Source organism: Gluconacetobacter tumulicola (assembly GCF_014174215.1).
Classification (GTDB): Bacteria; Pseudomonadota; Alphaproteobacteria; order Acetobacterales; family Acetobacteraceae; genus Gluconacetobacter; species Gluconacetobacter tumulicola.
In genome coordinates this window covers 97492-121160 of record NZ_JABEQL010000008.1, presented here as the reverse complement: position 1 = coordinate 121160, position 23669 = coordinate 97492, and the positions used below count along the sequence as shown (strand labels likewise).

Sequence of the window (23669 nt, the reverse complement as noted above, 5' to 3'; positions counted from 1 at the left end):
CAGCCCATTCCATGCTAGAAGAAGCCATGACGACAAAACATCGCGGCAGCCGGCCGTGATCGCCCCCTTCCCGTTCCTGCTGTTCGCCACCTGGATCACCGCCGGCCTCGTCGTCGCGGCGACGATCCGCCTGGGCATCATGGACCATCCGGGACATCGCAGTTCCCACACAAGGCCCACGCCCAAGGGCGGGGGCATCGGCATCGTGGGGGCATTCATATTGGCGGTGCCCGTCGGGCGCATGCTCCATGGCATGACGCCGCTGGACCTGCCCGTCGCCGCCCTGCTGGCCGCGACACTCCTGCTGGGCGCGATTTCCTGGCTGGACGATGTCTATCAATGGCCCCCCCTCGTCAAACTGGGGGCGCAGATCGCGGCAGCTTTCCTGGTGGCCATGACATTGCCGATTCCCCCAGGCCTTCCCGCCATCCTGCCCACGCCCCTGGCCTTTCCAGCCTGGAGGGTCCTGGCGGTCTCGGCCCTGGTTTTCACGACCAATGCGGCCAACTTCATGGACGGGCTGAACGGGCTGGTATCGGGGTCCGCCATGCTGGCCTGCCTTGTCCTCGGTGCCCTGGCGGCAGGCACGCCCCTCGGGACCATGGCCCTTCTGCTGGCGGCGGCGCTGGCAGGCTTCCTGCCGTTCAATTTTCCATCGGCCCGCATATTCATGGGCGATGTCGGCAGCCAGCCCTGCGGGCTGCTGATGGGCGCGTTCGCGCTGACCTGCGCAAGCCACCCCGGCATGACCGCATGGTACGTGGTTCCCATGCTGCTGGGCGGATTGATCTACGATGTCCTGTATACGCTTGTCCGCCGCTGGCGGAACGGTGCCCGCCTGATGGAAGGCCATCGCGAACATCTCTACCAGCGTGCAGCGCAGAGCGGCCTCTCGCCGGTTGCCGTCACCCTTGTCCACTGGTCGTTCGTCCTGTGGGGAGGAATGGCGGCGTACGCCGTCCTGCACGGCATCATGGGGGTGGCGGCCGGCCTGATGGCCGTCCTGCTGCCGCAACTGCTCTGGAGCGCCTTCGTCGAACGACGCATGAGGCAGCCGACCCGCACCGCCTGAACGATGACCCGGATCGGCTGCCGCGGACCCGTCAGCGGGTCAGCGTCAGTTCCAGCCCCTGGGCGGCGCCGGCCAGCCGCGCACCCTGCGAGATCATGTCGATCTTGATCGTCACGCCATTGCCGTTATGCAGCAGGCTGCCACCCACACCGCTGCCCAGCGTAGCCTCGCCATTGCCGGCCACGTAGGTACCGTCGAAATCGTGCAGGTGCTTCAGGTTATAGACGGTACCGGTGCCTTCGACCTTCGAATATCCGACCGCGGCGATCGACCCGCCCTTGATGGTGAAATGATAGGTATGGTGGCCGTAGGTCAGCGTTCCCGTGCCCCACGTCCAGCCGACGCCGACATCGGCGGATTTGGCAACCAGCCGGATACGCCCGACAGGCGTACCCAATTCATCGGCGGCACGGGCAGTCACCGGGCCCGAAAGGGACGTCGTCAGAAACGGAACGGCGAGAGCGGCCACGGCAACGATACGCGATGCCATATGCATGATCTTTCTCCTTCGGTCTGTCCCGATCGGCTGAATCGACGTGCATGGGGAATCGGCCCCCCTATGGGCGCGCGCAGGCACGCCACGGGCGGACCATCGGTCACCCCTGGCTATCGGCCCGCTCGTCCGACCGGTCTGTCGTCTTCCAGAATGGAAATGACGGCTGCCCGGAGGGGCAGCCGTCCCGGCGAATTCAGCCGGCAGCGCGGCGCGGCGCGCGCTCTTCGCGCACGATCTTGGCCGTGCGCCCGGTCGCCGGCACGCCAGCGGCCTCACCCATGATCGAGCGCAGTTCACGCAGATAGGCCGAGCCCTTCAGCGTGCGCTGCACCAGCACCGAACGGCGATCCATCGGGTCCACCTTGCGGCGGGCCAGATCCAGTTCGCCGAGCCGGTCGAGGGCACGGGTGATGGCGGGCTTGGACACGTTCAGCGCCGCCGCGAGGCCACGGACAGTATGGGCCCCTTCCTCGAGATAGCAGGTGAGGAAGACGCCAAGCTGGCGGGCCGACAGATCGGGCCCGTCACGGCGCACCATGGCAACGATGGTGTCGCGCAGGGTGTTGACCAACTGGTCGGTGGTCGATGAGTTCTGAGCCATAGTGAAAAAGCCTTTCCCGAGGAGGTCGGCAACGCCCCCAAAAAGTTTCGCCGCCAGCGTTCCCGCTCAGGGCCGACGGTCATTCCAGAACCGTATATAGTTTCAGAATGCGGCAGATATAAGCCCAGGGAACGGGAATAGTTCGATCCTTGTCATTATTTCACGATTGCGATTTGTCCCTTGCATGAAGGATCGGCAACAAAGCTGCGTACACAGCCCGCAAAACCGGGATTTCCCCTCCTTCCGGCCGTCCGGAACGGTAATGATCGTTCCATGCATACAGATCGATATGTGCCCAGCGCACGCCTGTTTTGATGAATTTTTTTAAAAAGAGGGCCGCCGTAAGCGATCCGGCCATGGGTTTTGCCGACACATTGTTCATATCGGCCACCGGACTCCGCAGCCACGAGGCATAATCATCCCATAGCGGCAGGCGCCACAGCGGGTCGCCGCACCCCTCTCCGGCCTCCAGGATCGCCTGCGCGACCCGATCGTCATTGCTGAACAGCGCCGGCAGGTCCGGCCCCAGCGCCACCCGGGCCGCGCCCGTCAGGGTGGCGGCGTCGATCAGCAGATCCGGGTCCGCATCGCTGGCCTCGGTCAGCAGGTCGCACAGCACCAGCCGGCCTTCCGCATCCGTATTGCCGATCTCCACCGTCTGCCCGGATCGCGTGACCACGACATCCGACGGGCGCATGGCGGTGCCCGAGATGCTGTTTTCGACACATCCCAGGCGAAGCTCCAGGCGGATGGGCAGGTCCCGCACCATCACCAGCCGGGCCAGGGCCAGCATGACGGCAGCCCCGCCCATGTCCTTCTTCATGCGCAGCATCCCCGCCGCCGGCTTGATGTCATAGCCGCCGGTGTCGAAGCACACGCCCTTGCCGACCAGCGACAGCAACGGTGCCTTCGGGCCGGCCCGGCTGCCCTCCCAGCGGGCGACGACCACCTTCGGGTCGCGCGCCGACCCGGCCCCGACATGGGCCACAGTCGGATAGGCCCGCGCCAGCTTCCGCCCCTTCACGATCTCCAGCCGCGCGCCCAGCGGCTCCAGCATGCCGCGGGCAGCATCGGCCAGTTCGGCCGGCCCCATCAGGTTGGGGGGCGCATTGATCAGGTCCCGCCCAAGCCGGATCGCATGCGCGACCTCCGCCCCCGCCGCACCACCCGCCGGCACGACCAGGCGCGCAATGTCCCGGTCTGGCGGGGCCGCACGACCGAACGCGGGCATGCGATAGGCACCGAGGCAGAATCCCAGAACCGCCGTGTCCGGGGCTATGCCATCAGGCAGCGCGATCTTCCACGCCCCCGCCGGCAGGCTGCCCGCCAGCGTGCCGAACTGAAACGGGTCGGCCCCCGCCCGTACACCCAGCACCGCCGCGGCCACACCATCCTTGCCCGGCACCAGCCCCAGTTCCCCGATCCGCCCCCGAAACCCCGACTCGCGAAGGAAGGCAGCACCCGACTCACCGACTCGTTCCGCCAGGGTCCCGAGATCGGCCTGGGTGATCGCGTAGACTACACGGACGCCACTGCGTCGCCCCCGTATGGACGGTAACAGGCAGGGGAATTCTTCAATGGACATCAGCGGCCTCCGCGATCCGAACACCGCCAGCGTGCGTCCTGCGCGCGGGCAACGCAACCGGTCGGTAACTTATTCTACAATCGTGACGCGGGTTTTGCTTGCAATCCGCCCGGGGTCATCTGAGCATGGCACCATGATGGGTGCATCCCCGGGGGCCGGGTCCCCCAGTGCCGCGCGACACGCTCTCCATCCTGCGAATGCCAGGAGAATCAGGGCCGTCCTCGGCCCGACCAATACGGGCAAGACCCACCTGGCCATCGAGCGCCTGCTGGCCCATTCCAGCGGCATCATCGGCTTCCCCCTGCGCCTGCTGGCCCGCGAGAATTACGAGCGCATGGTCGCCGCGAAAGGTGCCGGCGCGGTCGCGCTGATCACGGGCGAGGAAAAGATCGTCCCGCCCAACGCCCGCTGGTTCTCCTGCACCGTCGAGGCCATGCCGCTGGACCAGCGCGCGGAATTCGTCGCAGTCGACGAAATCCAGCTCTGCGCCGATCCCGACCGGGGCCATATCTTTACCGACCGGCTGCTGCATGCCCGCGGCATGGTGGAAACCATGTTCCTGGGGGCGGAGACGATCCGCCCGCTGCTGCGCCGCCTGGTGCCGGGGATCGAGATCGACACCCGCCCCCGCCTCTCCAGCCTCACGCATCTGGGCGCCTGCAAGCTGACACGCCTGCCCCCCCGCTCCGCGATCGTCGCCTTCTCGGCAACCGAAGTCTATGCGATCGCCGAACTGATCCGGCGCCGGCGCGGGGGCTGCGCCGTCGTCATGGGGCAGCTCTCCCCGCGCACGCGCAACGCGCAGGTCGCGCTGTATCAGGAACGCGAGGTCGATTACCTGGTCGCGACCGACGCGATCGGCATGGGCCTGAACATGGACGTCAACCATGTCGCCTTCGCCGGCCTGTCGAAATTCGACGGCATGCGAGCCCGGCGGCTCTTCCCCGCCGAAATCGCCCAGATCGCCGGCCGGGCCGGACGCGGCATGCGCGACGGCACCTTCGGCACCGCCGGCACCTGCCCCCCTGTGTCGGAGGAAGTGGTCGAGGCAGTCGAAACCCACCGTTTCGATCCGATCGAGCGCCTGTTCTGGCGCAACAGCGATCTGGATTTTTCCAATCCCGAGGCCCTGCTGGCCAGCCTGAGCCGCCCCCCGCCCCTGGTGGGACTGACCGCCGGCAACGAGGCGACCGACGTGCTGACCCTCAGCAGCCTGGCGGCAGTGCCGGACATCCGCAACCTCGTCCGCTCGTCCCGCGCCACCCGGCTGCTGTGGGAGGCCTGCCAGATTCCCGATTTCCGCAAGCTGGGCGACGAGAGCCACACCAGGCTCTGCGCGCGGATCTTCACCCATGTCATGCGCGACCAGCATGTGCCCGAATCCTGGATGGAGGCGCAGATCGGGGGCTTCACCCGGATCGACGGCGATATCGATTCCCTCATGCACCGCCTCTCGGGCATCCGCGTCTGTGCCTATATCGCCGCCCGCCGGGACTGGGTGCGCAACGCCCCCCACTGGCAGGAACGCACCCGCGCGGTCGAGGACCAGTTGTCGGACGCGCTGCACGAGCGGCTGACCGCACGCTTCGTCGATCGCCGCGCCGCCTCCCTGATCCGCCGCCTTGACGAATCCGCCGAGGAAGATCTGCTATCCGCCGTCACCGCCCAGGGCGAGGTCGTGGTGGAAGGCCATCCGGTGGGCCGGGTGGCGGGCCTGGACCTGGTGGCGGATTCCGCCTCCGCCCTGCCCGACCAGCGCCTGCTGCTGCGCGCCGCCCGCCGCGCCCTGCGGACCGAGATCCCCCGACGCGTCCAGGCGCTCACGCAGGCGCCGGATGACGCCTTCGCGTTTTCGGCCGATGGACGGTTCGTCGAATGGGATGGCGGCATGATCGCGCGCCTGCGCGGCGGCGACCATCTGCTCCGGCCGCGTATCGACGTCATGGACAATTCCTTTCTCGACGGCGCGCAGAAGGAACGCATCCGGGCCCATCTGGCACAATGGCTGGACCGCCAGGTGCGCGAGGCGATGGCCCCCCTGTTCGCCGCCCGCGCCGCCGTGGAGGCGGACCCGACGCTGCGCGGCATCCTGCATCGGCTGGAAGAACAGGGCGGCGTGGTGGCCGACAGCCTGTCCGTGCCCCCTGCCCTCCGTGCCCGCCTCAAGGATCTGGGCGTGCGCATCGGCCGGCATGCGGTGCTGATGCCCGCCCTGCTGCGGCCCCATGCCATGCGCCTGCGCGCGATCCTGCTAGCCGCGCGCACCGGGCGAAAACTGCCCGACCTTCCGCCCCCCGGCGCGGTCTCGGTCCCCGCTGACGGCCCGCATGACGCCATCCTGGCGCAGCTGGGCTGGATCGCCGCCGGCCCGGTGCGCCTGCGCCTCGATATTGCCGAGAAACTGTCCGGCGAACTGCGCTGGCGGGCCCGCAACGGACCAGTGCCCCTGCCCGACGGATTGCCGTCGCGCCTGGGTGTCCGGCCGGAAATGGTGGCGGCGATCCTCAAGGCCCTGGATATTCCCGTCCGCGCCGCCCGCCCGCTGGGCGCCAGCGAATACGGCCCGGCCGCCCCGGCCATGCTGGCAGTGACGCAGGATGCACGACGCCGCCAACGGCACCGGACGGCTCCCGCCCCCCATGACGGCCCACCCCGCCCGTCCGGAAAGGCGAAGGGCCAGGCACCGATACCGACCCGCACCATCATCCCCCGGGCCCCGCATCCCGTCCCGGAGGGCCCGTTCGCGGCACTGGCCGTGCTGAAATCCCCGCGCCGATGAGCCGCGAGCGCACCGCACCGGATGACGTCGCGACACAGAGGCTCGATAGCTGGTTATGGTGCGCGCGCTTTGCCCGCAGCCGGCCCGACTGCGCCCGCATGGCCCAGGCCGGCCTGGTGCGGATCAACCGGCAGCGGACCGAAAAGGCCCATGCGCTGGTACGCCCGGGCGATATCCTGACCTTGCCACCCCCGACCGGCGACGGCGTGATGGTGCTGCGGATCGTGTCGCTGGCACAGCGGCGCGGCCCGGCAACGGTGGCCCGCCTGCTCTACGAGATCGTGCCGGAGCGGGCCCTGTCGCCCGTGGACTGACCGTCGCCGCCCTCCGACAGGCCGGCATGGCGTCTTTGACTTGCCATGGCTTCAAAAGACTTTCATACCAACGCCCATCATAGGCGAGGCTCCCGTTGGCGGCACCTCGCAGGCCCCAAGGCTGATGATGTCGTCGATCGACGTTATCGCAGCTACAGATAATCGGAGATGAACGATGACCTACGTGGTCACCGAAAACTGCATTCGCTGCAAGTTCATGGACTGTGTCGAGGTGTGCCCGGTCGATTGCTTCTATGCCGGCGAGAACTTCCTGGTCATCAACCCCGACGAGTGCATCGATTGCGGTGTGTGCGAACCGGAATGTCCGGCTGAAGCCATCGTTCCCGACAGCGACGACCGCGCTGCCGCCTGGGCCGAAATCAATGCCAGCTATTCCACCAAATGGCCCAACATCACGCGCAAGGGCACTCCCCCCGCCGATGCCGAGGAATGGAAGGACAAGCCCGGCAAGAAGGACCTGCTGTCGCCGGAGCCGCACAAGGATTGATATCAAGGATTATGGTCTCTGACCGGTAGAGATCAGACGGTATTGCGAGGCAGATTCAGCTTTTCGGCGACATCCCGTGCGGTGAAGAGCGAATTTGCCTCAAGATGCAGCTACTGGTCCTGCTCACGACCAATTCGACCGGCGCATCCACCCACCGCCCCATGCTGCATATCAGCAGGCGGTACTCGCGATTATTCTTGTCTCTCGCTGCGTGCGGCCGTGGAATGCGATGATCCGACCTCTGGGCCTCGTCACTATGATCGACAAGACCGACACATTGTACGATCTCGGATGCGAATAAAAAGCCCGTTCAGATGATCCCACCTGAACGGGCTGAATGTTAATCAGAACTGCAAAACAGAGCGACGCCCACAAACCAGGGTGCGTCGGATCATGGGCTAATGGAACCAGCCCGATTCCTTCTTCACGGCAGCCTGGCCCTCCAATTCGGCTTTGGCGCCGTTTTTCTCCATCAACACCTTCGCACCCTGCGAAACACTCCTGTTCGCATCAGCCTGGGATTGCGTCAGATCAGCCGCGGCGTCCTTCTGCTTCAGCGTGCTGTCGATGATGTCGTTCTCACGAGAGACATCCGTCTTTTTCGCCTGAAGATCCAGTTCCCGGCTCTGGAGGTCCAGTTCCCGCAGCTTGTCCGCGTAGGCCTCATCCTTGGCCTCACGCGCCTCCAACTTGGCGCGCCGAGCAGCCGCAACGGCTTCAGCCTGACGCCGAGCCTGCTGAGCCCTGGCGGCCTGCGCCTGCTCCTGGCGCCGCAATTCCGCCTGCTGTGCTGCCCATGCCTGACGTGCCGCCGCCTCATTTTGATCCTGTGCGGCAGAAACCGCATTAATCTGGTCGGTAAGGCTCTGCGCGAAACCGGAACACGGCAGGGCAAGAAACGCGAGTAAGGCAACCCGTTTCATTACATTTCCTCAGATCATGATTTCTGCGGCGGAGGGCACTCATGGTTGGGCTGAACGCGGGTTTCGGTTGGGCTCCCTTGAATCATGACAGCCTTGCCCGGCACGTATTCACACAAACGTCCGACTTGAGCGGAGCTGAAGGTCTGATTGCCGTCCTGATAGGTAATCGAAACGCCATCGACCAGAGTCTGCCCGGGAACGAGAGACCCGGCGGCCGCGCCGACACCGCCGCCACCGAGGCCGCCCAGCACCCCAGCTGTGGTCGAATGCGCTACACCCGCGCCGAGGCCGGCACCAAGACCGGCGCCCAATAGTCCCCCCACGATCTGCGCAGTGCGTTGGTTTTGCGCATTGCTGACCTGGACCCGGGCAGGCATTACAGCAAGAATATTGATCACATGAGCCAACTGCCGTTGGTTGACTTGAGCAGCATTGTAAGTGTCGGCTCTGTTCTCGTCACCAGGCGTCGCGCAAGCGGACAGGACCAATGGCGCCGCCAAAGCACAAGAAACCAAAATTCTTGAATTTTTCATATATATATCTCTCATCGCATCCGGGAATGCCGGCATTCGAAAGAAATCATTCCCAAATAGCGATTAAGCATTTTTGTTTCATTTTGTAAAGAAGGCAAAAGTAGGGCAAAATTGCGTCATAAACGTGCGCCCAAACAGAGAGTCATACGAAAAGAATAATCACTAAATCGTGCACGAAGTGACGAGCGGCATCGGTTCTGATCCTTTGTGATGCAAGAACCTCATAGATAATGGCCGCAGCGAAGTTTGCCGGACCGGATTGGTCCGCCGTTTATCCGCGCGGCCAGCATGCAACCGCTTCTCAGCGGGCAATCCCAGATTCGCTCGCGCCGCCACCCACTTGGCCTCATTCGAGCTGAATCCAACACTTCCGGCACGGACATGAAAAAAGGCCGGCGAGGTTTCCCTCCCCGGCCTTTTTCATGTCTGGCATCCAGCCGGTCCGGGGGCCTTGCGGCACCCGGGAAGGCGGATATCAGCGCGACATCATGTTGATCGAGGTGTCATGCATGATGAACAGCGTGCCAACGATCAGGATAAAGACCGTCAGGACGGTGAAGACAAACGCCATCACATTCCAGCGCTGCTCCGAAGACGTGTTCATATGCAGGAAGAACACCAGATGAACCACGATCTGCACCGCAGCCAGGATCGCAATGGCAGCAATCGTCCCGGAGGGCGAGAAGCTGTGTGCCATCACGACACCGAAGGCGGCAACCGTCAGCAGGACAGAGATGACGAACCCGGTAAGGTAAGACCCTACACTTCCGTGGCTCGCTCCCGAATGGTCCGTATGCGCGTCAGCCATCAGATCACACTCATCAGATAGACAAAGGTGAAGACACAGATCCAGACGATGTCCAGAAAGTGCCAGAACAGGCTGAGGCAGGTCAGCTTGTTCGTCATGCGCTCGGACAGGACGGTCTTCCCACCCGTCTGGACGATCAGAACCGCCATCCACAGCAGGCCGCAGGTCACATGCAGACCATGGGTCCCGACCAGGGTGAAGAAGGCCGACAGGAACGCGCTGCGATCCGGTCCGTTGCCTTCCGCAACCATGTGCGAGAACTCGCGGAGCTCCATGAACAGGAAGCCCAGGCCCAGGATGAAGGTCACCCCGAGCCAGCCCCGCAGCGCGCCCAGCTTGTTCTGGTGCGCGCTGATCATCCCGAAACCGTAGGTGATCGAGCTCAGCAGCAGCAGCGCCGTCTCGATCCCCACCCCGTTCAGATCGAAGATGTCCTTGCCGGTGGGACCACCGGCAAACTGGTTGCGCATCACAGCGAACACCGCGAACAGCGTTCCGAAGATGATGCAGTCGGTCATCAGATACAGCCAGAACCCGAACACCACGGGAGATTCGTGGTGTTCCTCGTGGGCGTGGGCCGCATCAGCAGTGATATCGTGCGCCATTATTCCGCCGCCTGTGCCGCCAGAAGGTTACGGGTATGCTCGTTCTCGATACGGGCAACCTCGGACGCCGGCACATAGTAGTCGACATCGTTGTTGCTGCTCCGCGCGATCACGGTCGCGATGACACCGATCAGGCCAACGGCCGCCAGCCACCAGATCCACCAGATCGCGGCGAAGCCGAGGATCAGGCTGAACATGCCGATGAAGAAGCCCGCGGCGGTGTTCTTCGGCATATGGATCGGCTGATAGTTCGAACCGGCGGCACGGGTATCGATGCCGGCCTCCTTGTCATGGGCGAACGCATCCAGGTCATGCACCACCGGAACAACCGCGAAGTTGTAGAACGGCGGGGGCGAGGAGGTCGACCATTCCAGCGTGCGCGCGTTCCACGGATCGCCCGTCAGATCGCGGTTTTCGGCCAGGTTGCGGTCACGGATCGAGACATAGAGCTGCGTCAGCTGGCAGACGATGCCCAGGGCGATCATCACGGCGCCGGCTTCGGCAACCAGCAGCCACGGATACCATTCCGGATTGTCGTAATGGTTCATACGACGGGTCATGCCCTCGAAGCCCAGGACATAGAGCGGCATGAACGCGAAGTAGAAGCCAACGAACCACAGCCAGAACGCCCGCTTGCCCCACGCTTCGTTCAGCTTGAAGCCGAATGCCTTGGGGAACCAGAAGTTCATCGCCGCGACGTAGCCGAAATACACACCGCCGATGATGACGTTGTGGAAGTGGGCGATAACGAACAGCGAGTTGTGCAGCACGAAGTCGGCAGCCGGGATGGCCAGCATGACGCCGGTCATGCCACCGATGGTGAAGGTGATCATGAAGCCGATCACCCAGTACATGGTCGCGTGGAACTCGACGCGGCCCTTATACATGGTGAACAGCCAGTTGAAGATCTTCACGCCCGTCGGGATCGCGATGATCATCGTCATGATGCCGAAGAACGTATTGACGTTGGCACCGGCACCCATGGTGAAGAAGTGATGGAGCCACACGACCATCGACAGGACCATGATCGAACAGGTCGCATAGACCATGGTGTTGTAGCCGAACAGCGGCTTGCGCGAGAAGGTCTGCGTGATTTCCGAGAACGCACCGAAGGCCGGCAGAACCAGAATATAGACTTCCGGATGCCCCCAACCCCAGATGACGCTCAGATACAGCATCTGGTTGCCGCCACCGTCATTGGTGAAGAAGTGCATGCCGAGGTAACGGTCCAGACCCAGCAGGCCCAGGGCCACGGTCAGGATCGGGAACGAGAGCATGATCAGCACGCTGGTGCAGAAGATGGTCCAGGTGAACACCGGCATCTTCATGAACGTCATGCCCGGAGCGCGCATCTTCACGATGGTGGTGAAGAAGTTCACACCGGTCAGCAGTGTGCCGACGCCCGAAAGCTGAACCGCCCAGATATAGTAGTCGACACCGACACCAGGACTGAACTGCTGCTCGGACAGCGGCGGATAGGCCAGCCAGCCGCACTGCGAGAACTCACCGATGAACAGCGACACGTTGATCAGCACGAAGCTGATGGTCGTCATCCAGAAGCTGAGCGAGTTCAGGAAGGGGAAAGCCACGTCGCGCGCGCCGATCTGCAGCGGCACGATCACGTTCATCAGCCCGGTCATGAACGCCATCGCCATGAAGAAGATCATGATGGTGCCGTGGGCCGAGAAGATCTGGTCGTAGTGATGCGGTGGCAGGTAGCCCGGGTTGCCGGCATAGGCCAGCGCGAGCTGCGAGCGCATCATGATGGCGTCCGCGAAGCCACGGAACAGGGCAACCAGCGCCAGCACGATATACATCACGCCCAGACGCTTATGGTCGACCGAGGTCAGCCACTCTTTCCAGAGATAGCCCCACTTGCCGTAATAGGTGATGAGCCCAAGCACCGCCAGACCGGCGATCGCGGCACCGGCAAAGGTACCAACAAGGATAGGCACATCGATCGGAATATCCGACCAGCTTAATTTTCCTAACATCGGTCCTATTCCTTCATATTCATGTCGGACATCGCGGACTGCACATGCAACATCTTGCCCGTGCTCTTATCCATGACCATGCCATTGTTGTACTTGGCCACGATCTGGTCGAACAGGCCGGGTTCGGCATGCGAGAAATACTCGACCGGATTCGCCTCGCTGGGCGCGGCCAGCTTGGGATAGTTCGAATTGTCGAGCTGCTCGGACGCTGCCTTCACCTTCTGGATCCAGGCGGCGTAGTCGTCGTTGCTCAGCGCCAGCGCGCGGAAGCGCATGTCGGAGAAGCCCCGGCCGCTGAAGTTCGCGGACTCGCCGAGATAGTTGCCGGCGGTATTGGCCACCAGATGCAACTGCGTCTGCATGCCGGCCATAGCATAGATCTGCGAGCCAAGCTGCGGAATGAAGAACGAGTTCATCACCGCGTCAGAGGTGATCCGGAAGTCGACCGGCGTATTCACCGGAAAGGCCACCTGGTTGACCGTGGCAATCCCCTCGTCGGGGTAGATGAACAGCCACTTCCAGTCCAGCGCGACGACCTCAACGTGAATCGGCTTCACATTGGCTTCTTCTTCGAGCGGACGGTAGGGGTCCAGAGAATGACAGGTCTGGTAGGTCAGCACTGCCAGGAAGAGAATGATCAGGGACGGAACCACCCAGATCACGACTTCGATCTTGTTCGAGTGCGACCATTTCGGCAGGTATTCGGCACTCGTGTTCGACTGGCGATACTGCCACGCGAACAGCAGCGTCAGAACGATGACCGGCACGACCACAAGCAGCATCGCGTAGGTCGAGGTCAGGATCAGGCTCTTCTCCTGGACACCCACGGTGCCCTTCGGATCGAACAGTGCCCAGTCACATCCCGCCAAGAGGAACGCTGAGGACAAACACAATAAACTCGATAATCTTGGCAAGATTTTTTTCTTCATCTCACGCCTCGTTGGTTTCGACATCACCCTTGCTCATATGCTCGCTTCGTTCACGGGCCCCCAAAGCAACAACGGCCATGTCTCACGTCTGCCGCGAATCCCGGTGCGGGTCTCTCGCCGTGTGTTACATCCGTTGATATCAAACCGCCGTCTACCTCCCTCTCGGAATAGGAGGCCTTCGCCGGATCGATCCCGTCATGATCAGCCGCCGGCTTCTTGGCCTTGATCTTGATCAAGGATCGGAACGGTCAAGCCTCTTTTCCATCCGCAGGGCCGAACTGGCACCTCATGTGCCGCCGCGTGCCTCGAGCGTCCTGTCTGCGCAGCTATCCTTTCGTTCATAGTTCTCTTACCGCCTTATCCGACTGGATGGACCTCACAAGCAAGACTTCACATAATGTTTCAGATTATTTCGAATACGCCGAGGTGTCCAAATTAAATCGTTTTATTTCAATATAGTAATCTGGCGTGCCTGACATCACATACACGTCATCACACTCTTTCCGTGGAAGAATAAGTCTTATTTTAGCCGAATTTCCACGCCGTTCGCGGGCCGGGTCCGTTTTTCTCCCACCTTCGACCACGAGATAAAAAAAAAGCCCCGCCGTGAGGCGGGGCCTGATTTCTGGCCAAGACATCAAAAGGCAGATTCGCGCGCCCTCAATTGTCCTGGTTGCTGCGCACACCCATGAACTGCAGCAGGAACTGGAAGAGGTTGATGAAGTTCAGATACAGCGCCAGGGCATCATAGACCGCGCGCTTGGCCGCACCATCCGGCCCGTCATAATAGGCAACCTGCTGATAGGTCATCTTGATCCGCTGGGTGTCGAAGGCGGTCAGGCCGATAAAGATGAACACGCCGACGATGCTGTACAGCATATAGACCATCGAACTGTGCAGGAACATGTTCACCAGCCCCGCGATCACCAGCCCGAACAGGCCCATGATCAGGAACGAGCCGAAGCGCGTCAGGTCGGTCTTCGTGACATATCCCCAGATCGACATCGCCGAGAACGTGCCGGCCGTGACGAAGAAGACGCGCACCACCGATACCCCGGTGAAGGTCAGCAGAATGCTCGACAGGCTGGCGCCCATCACGGCACAGAACGCCCAGAACAGCATCTGCACCGTCTGCCGCGACAGGCGATTCACCCCCAGCGACATGATCAGCACAAAGCCCAGCGGCGCGATCATCGCCAGCATGCCCAGTCCGGTCGGCCGCACGGCCACCCCGTTGGGCGTCATCACGGCGGCGAAGAACGCGGCGCGCAGGCTGGTATTGGCGACCAGATAGGCCACAAGCCCGGTCAGTACCAGGCCCGAAGCCATCCAGTTATAGACCCGGAGCATATAGGCCCGCAGCCCCTGGTCGATGACTCCAGCGCCGACCCCGGTGCCAGCGGGTCGGGACATTGTTCGAAAATCCGGGCTGAAAGCCATGACATCCTTCCTTTGTCCGGGCAATTCCGGACGTAACATGTCAGAGATGTGGGAGGAGCGGGCGATATTTCAAGGAAAATCATCTCGCTTCCGGATGACTTTTCTGCAAAAGAGCCGCTCCCACGACGACCAGTATATTATAAGGCAAAGGACGGAATCGCGAAAACCTTCCCGCACGAGGCACGACAGTGAGACTCTTCATCGCCCTCGACGTCGGATCGCCGCTCCGCGAAGCGATCGCGGCCATGCGTGGCAGCCTCGCCGGCGTCCGGTGGGTCGATCCCGCCACCTATCATGTCACGCTCCGCTTCATCGGCGAGGTCTCCGGCCGCGACCGGCTGGAGGATATCGACATGGCCCTGTCGGCGATCCGCGCCCCCGCCGTTCGCCTGCAGCCCACCGCGCCAGGCATTTTCGAGCGGGATGGCGGCCAGCAGACCCTGTGGATCGGGATCGAGCGCAGCGCGACACTGCTGCACCTGCATCGCAAGGTGGATACAGCCATGCGCCGCGCCGCCGGCCTGGCGGTCGAACGAAGGCGCTTTGTGCCCCATGTCACGATCGGCACGATCGCGACCCCATCGCCGGACATGCTGGCCCCCTGGCTGGCACGATGGTCCACCCTCCCCCTCCTCCAGCCGGTCGACACCCTGCACCTGACCCTCTTCCGGTCCCTGCGGGGTCCGGACGAGCCGATTTACGAGAATCTGGCCGAATACGATCTGGCGGGATGAGGGAAGTGCGAATCGTCTCTCCTCACAAAACTATGAACATAACCCATTCGCCCAGCGCATATATTTAATTACATTAATGCATATTAATGTTACGCCCACTGACCGAACATATATCACGCATACCTGATATGAGTGATAAAAAACGACATAAAATCAATATAATGAGCCATATCATGCTGTTGCATGACAGGGCCCACAATGGCCGATCGACCCCTCATGTATCAGTCCCCTTCCCCGAAGAACACAAAATCGTCAGAAGACTGAATTTTCAGCCTCAGTATGGTCGCATCGGGCCTGATTTTTCCCGGTCCGGGACCGGGGCCGTCAGGTTGTTTTTCTATTGTCACGAGGACATCGGACATGATGCGAGCTGCTTTCCGGAAAGGGCGTTCTCTGCGAGGAACGCTTGCCGCCGGAACGATATGCGCTGTCACTCTGTGCGGCTACGCCGCCGTTGCGGCTGACCCAGCTTCAAGCGATACCGGAGAGGCGATCATCCATGCCGATGACCATCCGGGCGATTGGATGACATACGGTCGTACCTATTCCGAGCAGCGCTACAGCCCGCTCGACCAGATCAACCGCTCCAACGTCGGCAACCTGAAGCTGGCCTGGTATTACGATCTGGACACCAATCGCGGCCAGGAAGGCACGCCGCTGGTTGTCGACGGCGTCATGTACGCGACGACGAACTGGAGCAAGATGAAGGCCCTCGATGCGGCCACGGGCAAGCTGCTGTGGGCCTATGACCCGCGCGTGCCCGGCAACATCGCCGACAAAGGCTGCTGCGACACCGTCAACCGCGGTGCGGCGTACTGGAACGGCAAGGTCTATTTCGGCACTTTCGACGGCCGCCTGATCGCGCTGGACGCCAAGACCGGCAAGCTGGTCTGGAGCGTCAACACCATCCCGACCGACGCGGCACTGGGTCACCAGCGCTCCTATACGGTCGACGGTGCGCCGCGCATCGCCAAGGGACGCGTCATCATCGGCAATGGTGGTGCGGAATTCGGGGCCCGTGGCTTCGTATCGGCCTTCGATGCCGAGACCGGCAAGCTCGACTGGCGCTTCTTCACCGTGCCCAATCCCGAGAACAAGCCGGACAACGCGGCCTCGGACAGCGTGCTGATGAACAAGGCCTACCAGACCTGGAGCCCGACCGGCGCATGGACCAAGCAGGGCGGCGGCGGCACCGTATGGGATTCGATCGTCTATGACCCGGTGACCGATCTGGTCTATCTGGGCGTGGGTAACGGCTCGCCGTGGAACTACAAGTTCCGCTCCGAGGGCAAGGGCGACAATTTCTTCCTGGGCAGCATCGTCGCGATCAAGCCTGAAACCGGCGAATATGTCTGGCATTTCCAGGAAACGCCGATGGACCAGTGGGATTATACGTCGGTCCAGCAGATCATGACCCTGGATCTGCCGATCAATGGCCAGATGCGTCACGTCATCGTCCACGCGCCCAAGAACGGCTTTTTCTACGTTCTCGACGCCAAGACCGGCGAATTCCTGTCGGGCAAGAACTATGTCTACGTGAACTGGGCCAGCGGCCTGGACCCGAAGACCGGCCGTCCGATCTATAATCCGGAAGCCCTGTGGACCCTGACCGGCAAGGATTGGTACGGCATCCCGGGCGACCTGGGCGGCCATAATTTCGCCGCGATGGCCTTCAGCCCCCGCACCGGCCTGGTCTACATCCCCGCACAGCAGGTTCCCTTCCTCTATTCGAACCAGGTCGGCGGCTTCAAGGCCCATCCCGACAGCTGGAATCTCGGCCTGGACATGAACAAGGTCGGCATTCTCGACAAGCAGGACGCCAAGGACGCCTTCATCAAGGACCTGAAGGGCTGGATCGTGGCGTGGGACCCGATCAAGCAGCAGGAAGCCTTCCGCGTCGATCATAAGGGTCCGTGGAACGGCGGCATCGTGGCCACAGGCGGCGACCTTCTGTTCCAGGGCCTGGCGAACGGCGAATTCCACGCCTATGACGCCACCAATGGCAACGACCTGTTCAGCTTCGCGGCACAGAGCGGCATCATCGCTCCGCCCGTCACCTACCTGGCGAACGGCAAGCAGTATGTCGCCGTCGAAGTGGGCTGGGGCGGCATCTATCCGTTCTTCCTGGGCGGCCTCGCGCGCACCAGCGGCTGGACCGTCAACCATTCGCGCGTCATCGCCTTCTCGCTGGACGGCAACGCCAAGCTGCCGCCGCAGAACGACAAGGGCTACCTGCCGGTCAAGCCGCCCGCCGAATTCGACGAGAAGCGGACGGATAACGGCTATTTCCAGTTCCAGACCTATTGCGCGGCCTGCCATGGCGACAATGGTGAAGCCGGCGGCGTTCTGCCCGATCTGCGCTGGTCCGGCGCGATCCGTCACCAGGATGCATTCTACAACGTGGTCGGCCGCGGTGCGCTGACGGCCTACGGCATGGACCGCTTCGACTCCTCGATGTCGCCCAAGGAAATCGAGGACATCCGGCAGTTCCTGCTGAAACGCGCCAACGAGACCTACCAGAGGGAGGTTGATGCCCGGAAGAACGCGGAAGGCATTCCCGCTCAATAAGCCCCTTCCCCTCGATCTTCCATTTTTTCCGCATCAACACGACGCATGGTGAACAGAATGCTCAACAGGCTTAAGGTTGCGATCGGCACGGCGGCGTTCAGCCTCCTTGCCACGGCCGCAATGGCTCAGGCGCCGGATCAGGCGCTGATCGACAAGGGTGCGTATGTCGCCCGCCTGGGTGACTGCGTGGCCTGCCATACCGCACTGCACGGGCAGGCCTATGCCGGCGGTCTTGAGATCAAGAGCCCGATCGGGACGATCTACTCGACCAACATCACGCCCGATTCCAACGGTATCGGCGGCTATAGTTTCGAGGAATTCGACCAGGCGGTCCGCCACGGCATCCGCAAGGACGGCTCGACGCTCTACCCGGCCATGCCCTATCCGGCCTTCGCGCGCATGACGCAGGACGACATGCGCGCGCTCTATGCGTATTTCATGCATGGCGTAAAGCCGGTGGCACAGCCCAACAAGGCCAACGAGATTTCGTGGCCCATGTCCATGCGCTGGCCGCTGGCGATCTGGCGGACCCTGTTCGCCCCGGCACCGGCCGATTTCAAGCCGGCTGCCGGCACCGATCCGGTGGTGGCACGCGGTGAATATCTGGTCACCGGTCCGGGCCATTGCGGCGCCTGCCATACACCGCGCGGCTTCGCGATGCAGGAAAAGGCGCTCGATGCCAGCGGCGGCGCGGCCTTCCTGGCCGGCGGCGCGCCGATCGACAACTGGGTGGCCCCCAGCCTGCGGAACGACCCGGTGGTCGGCATCGGCAGCTGGTCCGAGGACGATCTGTACTATTTCCTGAAGACGGGCCGTATCGACCATTCCGCCGTGTTCGGCGGCATGGCCGACGTGGTGGGCTGGAGCACCCAGTATTTCACCGACGACGATCTGCGCGCGATGGCGAAATACCTGAAGAGCCTGCCGCCGGTTCCGCCGTCGCAGGGCAGCTACACGTACGACGCGTCCACCGCGGACATGCTGAACGCAGGCAAGACCACCTCGTCGCCGGGCGCGGACGTCTATCTGCGTGAATGCGCCATCTGCCATCGCAATGACGGCGGCGGAGTGGCCCGCATGTTCCCGCCGCTGGCCGGCAACCCGGTGGTGGTGACGGAAAACCCGACCTCGCTGGTCAACGTGGTCGTCCATGGCGGCGTGCTGCCGCCGACCAACTGGGCACCGTCGGCCGTGGCCATGCCGGGCTATGGCAAGACCCTGTCGGCCCAGCAGATCGCGGATGTGGTCAACTTCATCCGTACCGGATGGGGCAACCACGCCCCGGCGAACGTGACGGCGGCCGATGTCGCCAAGCTGCGTGACACCGGTGCCGCGGTCGCCGGCGTAGGCTTCGGCGCGCCGAGCAGCAGTTGGCTGCTTCTGCACCCGCAGCCTTACGGCACAGGCTGGACCTTCGCCCCGCAGACCCACTCCGGGGTGGATCAGGCGCAGTAATCGCGCCCGACCAGCCAGCATTCCTTTCAGCCGCCGCGGGGCCTCCCCGCGGCGGTTTTCTTATGCGCTGCGATCGGGCATAGAAAAAGAATGACCCAGGCTCGTCCAGCAGAGCGCATCGTCGTCCTGACCGGCGCCGGCATCAGCCGGGAATCCGGCTTGGAGACGTTTCGCGATACCGACGGCCTGTGGAGTCGGCATGACATCAACGATGTCTGCACCCCGGAAGGGTTCCAGCGGGACCCGATGCTGGTCAGCCGCTTCTATAACGGGCGACGCGCGGAACTGGCGCATGTCGAACCCAACGCCGCCCATCGGGCGCTGGCGGAACTGGAACAGGCCGCACGCGACGGGCGCTGGGATGGCGAGATCCTGATCGTCACCCAGAACATCGACGACCTGCACGAACGCGCGGGCAGCCGCAATGTCGTGCATATGCATGGCGAATTGCGGCGGCTCCGCTGCATGTCCTGCGGCGCCACGCCCGAATGGCTGGACGGCTGCCTGCCCCAGACCCCATGCCCGGCCTGCCGCCGCCCCGCCCTGCGGCCCGATGTTGTCTGGTTCGGAGAAATTCCGCTGCACATGGAGCGTATCCAGGCGGCCCTGTCCGCCTGCGACCGCTTCGTGACCATCGGCACATCCGGCACCGTCTATCCGGCAGCCGGCTTCGTGGCCGAGGTCCGCGACCATGCCGACACGCTGGACATCAACTTGGAAGCCCCCGTCATCCCTGCCCTCTTCGATCGTACACTGGTAGGGCCGGCGACCCGGATGGTCCCCCAATGGGTGGCCGAAATCCTGAACTCATGACCGGGCAGAACAACGAAGCAGCAGAAGATCTGGCCTCCCTGGTTGCGCAGATACGGGCGTGCCGGGTCTGTGCCGACAGCCTGCCGCTGGGGCCACGGCCCGTGCTCCATGCCTCGACCACCGCCCGCCTGCTGATCGCCAGCCAGGCTCCAGGTACGCGGGTTCATGAAACCGGGATCTCGTTCAATGACGCGTCTGGCGACCGGCTGCGGGGCTGGCTGGGCATGGATCGCGAGACCTTCTACGATTCCAGCCGCATCGCTATCCTGCCGATGGGCCTGTGCTATCCGGGGCGCCTGCCCAAGGGCGGCGACCGGCCCCCTCGGCCGGAATGCGCCCCGCTGTGGCGGGCACGGCTGCTGGCCTGCATACCCGATATCACTCTGACCCTGCTGGTCGGGTCCTATGCCCAGGCGGCAGTTCTGGGGCCCGGCCGGGTGGAAGACCGGGTGCGCGATTTCCGCGCCTATCTTCCCCGCTATTTCCCGCTGCCGCATCCCTCGTGGCGTACCGGGGCCTGGGAACGCCGCACGCCATGGTTCGCGGCAGAGGTGCTACCCGCATTGCGTGCCGCCATCAGCCCCCTGCTGGCGGAACCCAAATAGCTCAAGACGCCGCCGCAGCGTGCATGATGGTGACAACCAGCCCCTCGATTCCGGCCGAGAGGATCTGCACGCCGATGCACAACAGGATCAGCGCGGCCAGGCGCGAGACGATCCGCGCACCGGTCACACCCAGCATCACGACCAGCCGTTCGGCATAGGCGTAGGCAAGCCAGACCGTGGCAGCCACCGCGATCGCGGCGACCGAAACAGCCAGGTAGAAGATGAGCCACGCCGGGGATGCCGGCCGCGAGGCGCTCAGGGCAATGGCAACCGCGATCGATCCGGGCCCCACCGTGAACGGCATGGTCATCGGGAAGAAGGCCATCTCCGTCCAGCTCGGAACGGCGACGGTTCGCCCGCCCTGCATGGCCTGCTTCTCCTTGCGGGCGGCCGCTTCCTCCGGTGCCTGGAGCAATGACCAGGCGCGAACGGCGACCACCAGCCCGCCGGCGATGCGCAGCGAATCCACCGTGATGCCGAAGAAGGCGAGGATCGCACTGCCGGCCCAGATCGAGGCGATCAGGAGCCCCGCCGAATAGAACGCGACCGTCCGGGCCAGCACCAGGGATTCGCTCCGCTCCCACCCTGCCGTCACCTGCGAGAAGATCAGGGAGGCACCAATCGGGTTGACGATCGAAAACAGGGCAGGAAACGCCAGCAGGAACGTATTGCTGAAGACCGACAGCACGTCCTTCCAGCCGAGGGAAGGAATGGCATGAAGAGCAGGGGACATCGGAACGCATTCCAGGGAGCGATCGTGCGGCAATGCCCGACCAGTCGCCGCCAGTCGAAAGCCGCCTATCGTCTTTCCCAGACCGGCCCGCCAGTCAAGCCCCGTCCAGCCGGAGTGCGGGTGCGGCACCAGCGGTCTGCATGACGGAAATGACATTCTGCACGCTCTGCGGCACGCAGCACAGATAGAGATCGTCCCCGGTCTCTTCCACCAGCGGCCAGGATGTCAGGCCCAGATCGTTGTAGACATCCAGCATCGAGGCCCCAACCTGCCAGAATGCCGGCTGCCGGCGCTCCTGTACCGCCAGGTCACGCAACCACCAGATGGCCGAGGCGCAATCGGCCGATGCGCCGGCGGGATCGCCCAGGCCAATCAGGAAATTCTCCGTCCGCAGGAACGGCAGCAGCGCCAGGCCGGACTCGCCGGGGATCAGCCCGGCTGGCTGGATCGGCCCCAGATCGTCCGCCGCATGGTCCAGCGCGCGATATTCGGCCTCGCCTGCGCTATCCCAGGGCAGCACCGCGATCCGGCCGGGGCGAACCAGCCGACCGATCATGACCAGACCGAGCACGACGGCCAGGCCCATGACCCATTGCGCGACGCCGCGAGAGGCCGTGAACAGCATCACTTCCCACCAGCTTCCCCCAACCTCGTCCTGCGGCCCGGAACAGACCAGCACCAGCACGCAGCCGATCAGCAGCAGCAGTGACAGTCCGGTACGAAACGACAGCGGTTCGCTCAGGATCCGCGCATGCCGATAGTAGGAACTGCGGAACGGTGCGATCAGGACCGCCACCAGACCCAGAATGCCCGGCACGGCCAGCGACGCCCCACGCAGCAGGGTCAGCGCGGCCGCCCCGACCAGCAGGCCCAATGTCAGTTTCCACGCCAGGGTCACGCGCTGCGACAGGCCCACGGCCAGGCCGATCAGCGCCACCCCGATCAGCGACAGAAGATAGTCGCCCGCCACGCCCACCAGATGATGCAGCCCGCCGGCATTGCTCCAGGATGCGGGATCGAGGATCGTCAGCGCGATCAGCAGCGCGCCGCAGATCGAGACCGCCCCCGTCGCCACGACCACCGAGAAATCGGCCTCGCTCTCGCGGATCACATGGCTGGGCCGGACCTCACGCGGCCCGCGCCGGGGCGCACGGGGCGCCGCCTTGCGCGCCAGGGCGGCATCGCCGCGCAGGAACAGCTCATGCCCCGCAAACATCAGCCCGGCGAGGAAGAGCGGGATGATGTAATAGAACAGCCGAAAGACCAGAATGGTGCTGACGATCTGCGACGGCGGCAGATAGGCCCCCAGCGCGAGCATCATCGCACCATCGAACACCCCCAGCCCACCCGGCACGCTAGCCACCAGCCCGGCGGTGTAGGAAGCGATATAGATGGCCAGGAACACGCCATAGCCCAGCCCGATCCCCGGCGGCAGGAAGATGTAGGCAATCCCGGCCGTAGCGGCGACCTCGGCGGCCGCGACCAGCATCTGGGCAAACGCCATCGCCGGCCGGGGCAGCACGATGGTCCAGCGGCAGATCCGCACCTGCGTCAGCCACAGCCCCAGCATGATATAGACCGCCACCCCCGCCCACAGCAGCAGCCCGATCCCCGACAGGACCAGATGCGGCAGATGCGCCCCGATGACGGGAACCGCGCCGGGCTCCAGCAGCAGCACCGCACCGATCAGCGCCCCCGCCCCCAGCAGATAGGTCGCGGAGCAGAAGGCAATGATCTGCGCGATATCGAACGACCCCAGCCCCCAATTGCCATACAGCCGAAAGCGCACCGCCGCCCCGGAAATCGCGGCAAAGCCCAGATTGTGCGAGAGGACATAAGAACAGAACGATGCGAAGGCCGCCCTGCGGAACGACAGCCGGCGACCGACCTGCAAGACCGCCAGGCAATCGTAAAAGGACAGGATGAAATAGGACAGGATCGTGCAGCCGATCCCCAGCATCATGGTCGTGGCCGGTATCGTCCCCAGGGCCGCGCGGATGTCATCCCAATGCAGGTCCCGCACCTCGTGCTGGACCACGACGATCGCGGCGATCATCAGGCCCAGCCCGACGACATGCGGCAGGTGCCGCAACAGGCGTCGCCAGCCCGGTGTCGGAGATGCCGGCTCCTCCGGCGGCAGGGAGCAATTCAGAACCATGAGAGAGCGAACCCGG

The 23669-nt window shown here is 63.7% G+C and carries 21 protein-coding genes; 9 read left to right on the top strand and 12 right to left on the bottom strand.

The window, feature by feature from the left end; genetic code table 11:
• Nucleotides 1–55: 55 nt before the first annotated feature.
• Nucleotides 56–1072, top strand: coding sequence for a glycosyltransferase family 4 protein (locus tag HLH29_RS08180; protein ID WP_338030203.1), 1017 nt, complete (start codon nucleotides 56–58; stop codon nucleotides 1070–1072).
• A gap of 31 nt (nucleotides 1073–1103) precedes the next feature.
• Here the strand turns inward: HLH29_RS08180 and HLH29_RS08175 are convergent, their stop codons facing one another.
• From HLH29_RS08175 to HLH29_RS08165, 3 genes are all read right to left on the bottom strand, one after another.
• Nucleotides 1104–1562 (bottom strand): hypothetical protein, encoded by a 459-nt coding sequence (locus HLH29_RS08175; protein ID WP_408871952.1) that lies wholly within the window; start codon nucleotides 1560–1562, stop codon nucleotides 1104–1106.
• A gap of 199 nt (nucleotides 1563–1761) precedes the next feature.
• On the bottom strand, nucleotides 1762–2169 hold the full coding sequence (locus HLH29_RS08170) for a MarR family transcriptional regulator (RefSeq protein WP_182948548.1): 408 nt from the start codon (nucleotides 2167–2169) through the stop codon (nucleotides 1762–1764).
• A 160-nt stretch (nucleotides 2170–2329) separates the two neighbouring features.
• Complete coding sequence (locus HLH29_RS08165; RefSeq protein ID WP_182965637.1) at nucleotides 2330–3754, bottom strand: leucyl aminopeptidase family protein; 1425 nt, start codon at nucleotides 3752–3754, stop codon at nucleotides 2330–2332.
• Between the two features lie 133 nt (nucleotides 3755–3887).
• Here HLH29_RS08165 and HLH29_RS08160 point away from each other — a divergent pair, with 133 nt between their 5' ends.
• The 3 genes from HLH29_RS08160 to fdxA all read left to right on the top strand — a co-directional run bounded on the left by HLH29_RS08160 (nucleotide 3888) and on the right by fdxA (nucleotide 7355).
• On the top strand, nucleotides 3888–6533 hold the full coding sequence (locus HLH29_RS08160) for a helicase-related protein (protein WP_182965635.1): 2646 nt from the start codon (nucleotides 3888–3890) through the stop codon (nucleotides 6531–6533).
• Nucleotides 6530–6847, top strand: a complete 318-nt coding sequence (locus HLH29_RS08155) for an RNA-binding S4 domain-containing protein (protein ID WP_182965633.1) — start codon at nucleotides 6530–6532, stop codon at nucleotides 6845–6847. Before HLH29_RS08160 ends, HLH29_RS08155 begins: the two co-directional genes overlap by 4 nt.
• Before the next feature lie 175 nt (nucleotides 6848–7022).
• Nucleotides 7023–7355 carry a ferredoxin FdxA gene (gene fdxA, locus HLH29_RS08150; protein ID WP_182965631.1) on the top strand — a complete coding sequence of 111 codons (333 nt, stop codon included), beginning with the start codon at nucleotides 7023–7025 and terminating at the stop codon, nucleotides 7353–7355.
• Between the two features lie 398 nt (nucleotides 7356–7753).
• Here the strand turns inward: fdxA and HLH29_RS08145 are convergent, their stop codons facing one another.
• The 7 genes from HLH29_RS08145 to HLH29_RS08115 all read right to left on the bottom strand — a co-directional run bounded on the left by HLH29_RS08145 (nucleotide 7754) and on the right by HLH29_RS08115 (nucleotide 14587).
• Nucleotides 7754–8278, bottom strand: a complete 525-nt coding sequence (locus tag HLH29_RS08145) for a DUF5384 family protein (RefSeq protein ID WP_182965629.1) — start codon at nucleotides 8276–8278, stop codon at nucleotides 7754–7756.
• A gap of 14 nt (nucleotides 8279–8292) precedes the next feature.
• Nucleotides 8293–8847 (bottom strand): hypothetical protein, encoded by a 555-nt coding sequence (locus HLH29_RS08140; RefSeq protein ID WP_182965627.1) that lies wholly within the window; start codon nucleotides 8845–8847, stop codon nucleotides 8293–8295.
• 439 nt (nucleotides 8848–9286) lie between these two features.
• Nucleotides 9287–9619 carry a cytochrome o ubiquinol oxidase subunit IV gene (gene cyoD / locus HLH29_RS08135; RefSeq protein ID WP_182965625.1) on the bottom strand — a complete coding sequence of 111 codons (333 nt, stop codon included), beginning with the start codon at nucleotides 9617–9619 and terminating at the stop codon, nucleotides 9287–9289.
• A complete protein-coding gene (gene cyoC / locus HLH29_RS08130) occupies nucleotides 9619–10224 on the bottom strand; it encodes a cytochrome o ubiquinol oxidase subunit III (RefSeq protein ID WP_182965623.1) in 606 nt (201 codons plus the stop codon). Before cyoC ends, cyoD begins: the two co-directional genes overlap by 1 nt.
• Nucleotides 10224–12218, bottom strand: coding sequence for a cytochrome o ubiquinol oxidase subunit I (gene cyoB, locus HLH29_RS08125; RefSeq protein WP_182965621.1), 1995 nt, complete (start codon nucleotides 12216–12218; stop codon nucleotides 10224–10226). Before cyoB ends, cyoC begins: the two co-directional genes overlap by 1 nt.
• A gap of 5 nt (nucleotides 12219–12223) precedes the next feature.
• The gene (cyoA, locus tag HLH29_RS08120) at nucleotides 12224–13147 is read right to left on the bottom strand and encodes a ubiquinol oxidase subunit II (protein WP_182965619.1); all 924 of its coding nucleotides are present in this window, start codon (nucleotides 13145–13147) and stop codon (nucleotides 12224–12226) included.
• 660 nt (nucleotides 13148–13807) lie between these two features.
• Nucleotides 13808–14587 (bottom strand): Bax inhibitor-1/YccA family protein, encoded by a 780-nt coding sequence (locus tag HLH29_RS08115; protein WP_182965617.1) that lies wholly within the window; start codon nucleotides 14585–14587, stop codon nucleotides 13808–13810.
• Nucleotides 14588–14775: 188 nt separating this feature from the next.
• On the opposite strand from HLH29_RS08115, the gene thpR reads away from it, so the two are divergent.
• The 5 genes from thpR (at nucleotide 14776) to HLH29_RS08090 (ending at nucleotide 20762) form a co-directional block, all read left to right on the top strand.
• Nucleotides 14776–15321 carry an RNA 2',3'-cyclic phosphodiesterase gene (thpR, locus tag HLH29_RS08110; RefSeq protein WP_182965615.1) on the top strand — a complete coding sequence of 182 codons (546 nt, stop codon included), beginning with the start codon at nucleotides 14776–14778 and terminating at the stop codon, nucleotides 15319–15321.
• 360 nt (nucleotides 15322–15681) lie between these two features.
• Nucleotides 15682–17889 carry a PQQ-dependent dehydrogenase, methanol/ethanol family gene (locus tag HLH29_RS08105; protein WP_182965613.1) on the top strand — a complete coding sequence of 736 codons (2208 nt, stop codon included), beginning with the start codon at nucleotides 15682–15684 and terminating at the stop codon, nucleotides 17887–17889.
• Nucleotides 17890–17946: 57 nt separating this feature from the next.
• Complete coding sequence (locus tag HLH29_RS08100; RefSeq protein ID WP_182965611.1) at nucleotides 17947–19344, top strand: c-type cytochrome; 1398 nt, start codon at nucleotides 17947–17949, stop codon at nucleotides 19342–19344.
• A gap of 90 nt (nucleotides 19345–19434) precedes the next feature.
• Nucleotides 19435–20157, top strand: a complete 723-nt coding sequence (locus HLH29_RS08095) for an NAD-dependent deacylase (protein WP_182965609.1) — start codon at nucleotides 19435–19437, stop codon at nucleotides 20155–20157.
• The gene (locus HLH29_RS08090) at nucleotides 20154–20762 is read left to right on the top strand and encodes a uracil-DNA glycosylase family protein (RefSeq protein WP_182965607.1); all 609 of its coding nucleotides are present in this window, start codon (nucleotides 20154–20156) and stop codon (nucleotides 20760–20762) included. Before HLH29_RS08095 ends, HLH29_RS08090 begins: the two co-directional genes overlap by 4 nt.
• Nucleotide 20763: 1 nt before the next feature.
• Here HLH29_RS08090 and HLH29_RS08085 read toward each other — a convergent pair whose 3' ends face one another.
• Together HLH29_RS08085 and HLH29_RS08080 are read right to left on the bottom strand one after the other, a co-directional pair.
• Nucleotides 20764–21495, bottom strand: a complete 732-nt coding sequence (locus tag HLH29_RS08085) for a MarC family protein (protein WP_182965605.1) — start codon at nucleotides 21493–21495, stop codon at nucleotides 20764–20766.
• 94 nt (nucleotides 21496–21589) lie between these two features.
• On the bottom strand, nucleotides 21590–23653 hold the full coding sequence (locus HLH29_RS08080) for a lysylphosphatidylglycerol synthase domain-containing protein (RefSeq protein WP_182965604.1): 2064 nt from the start codon (nucleotides 23651–23653) through the stop codon (nucleotides 21590–21592).
• Nucleotides 23654–23669 lie beyond the last annotated feature (16 nt).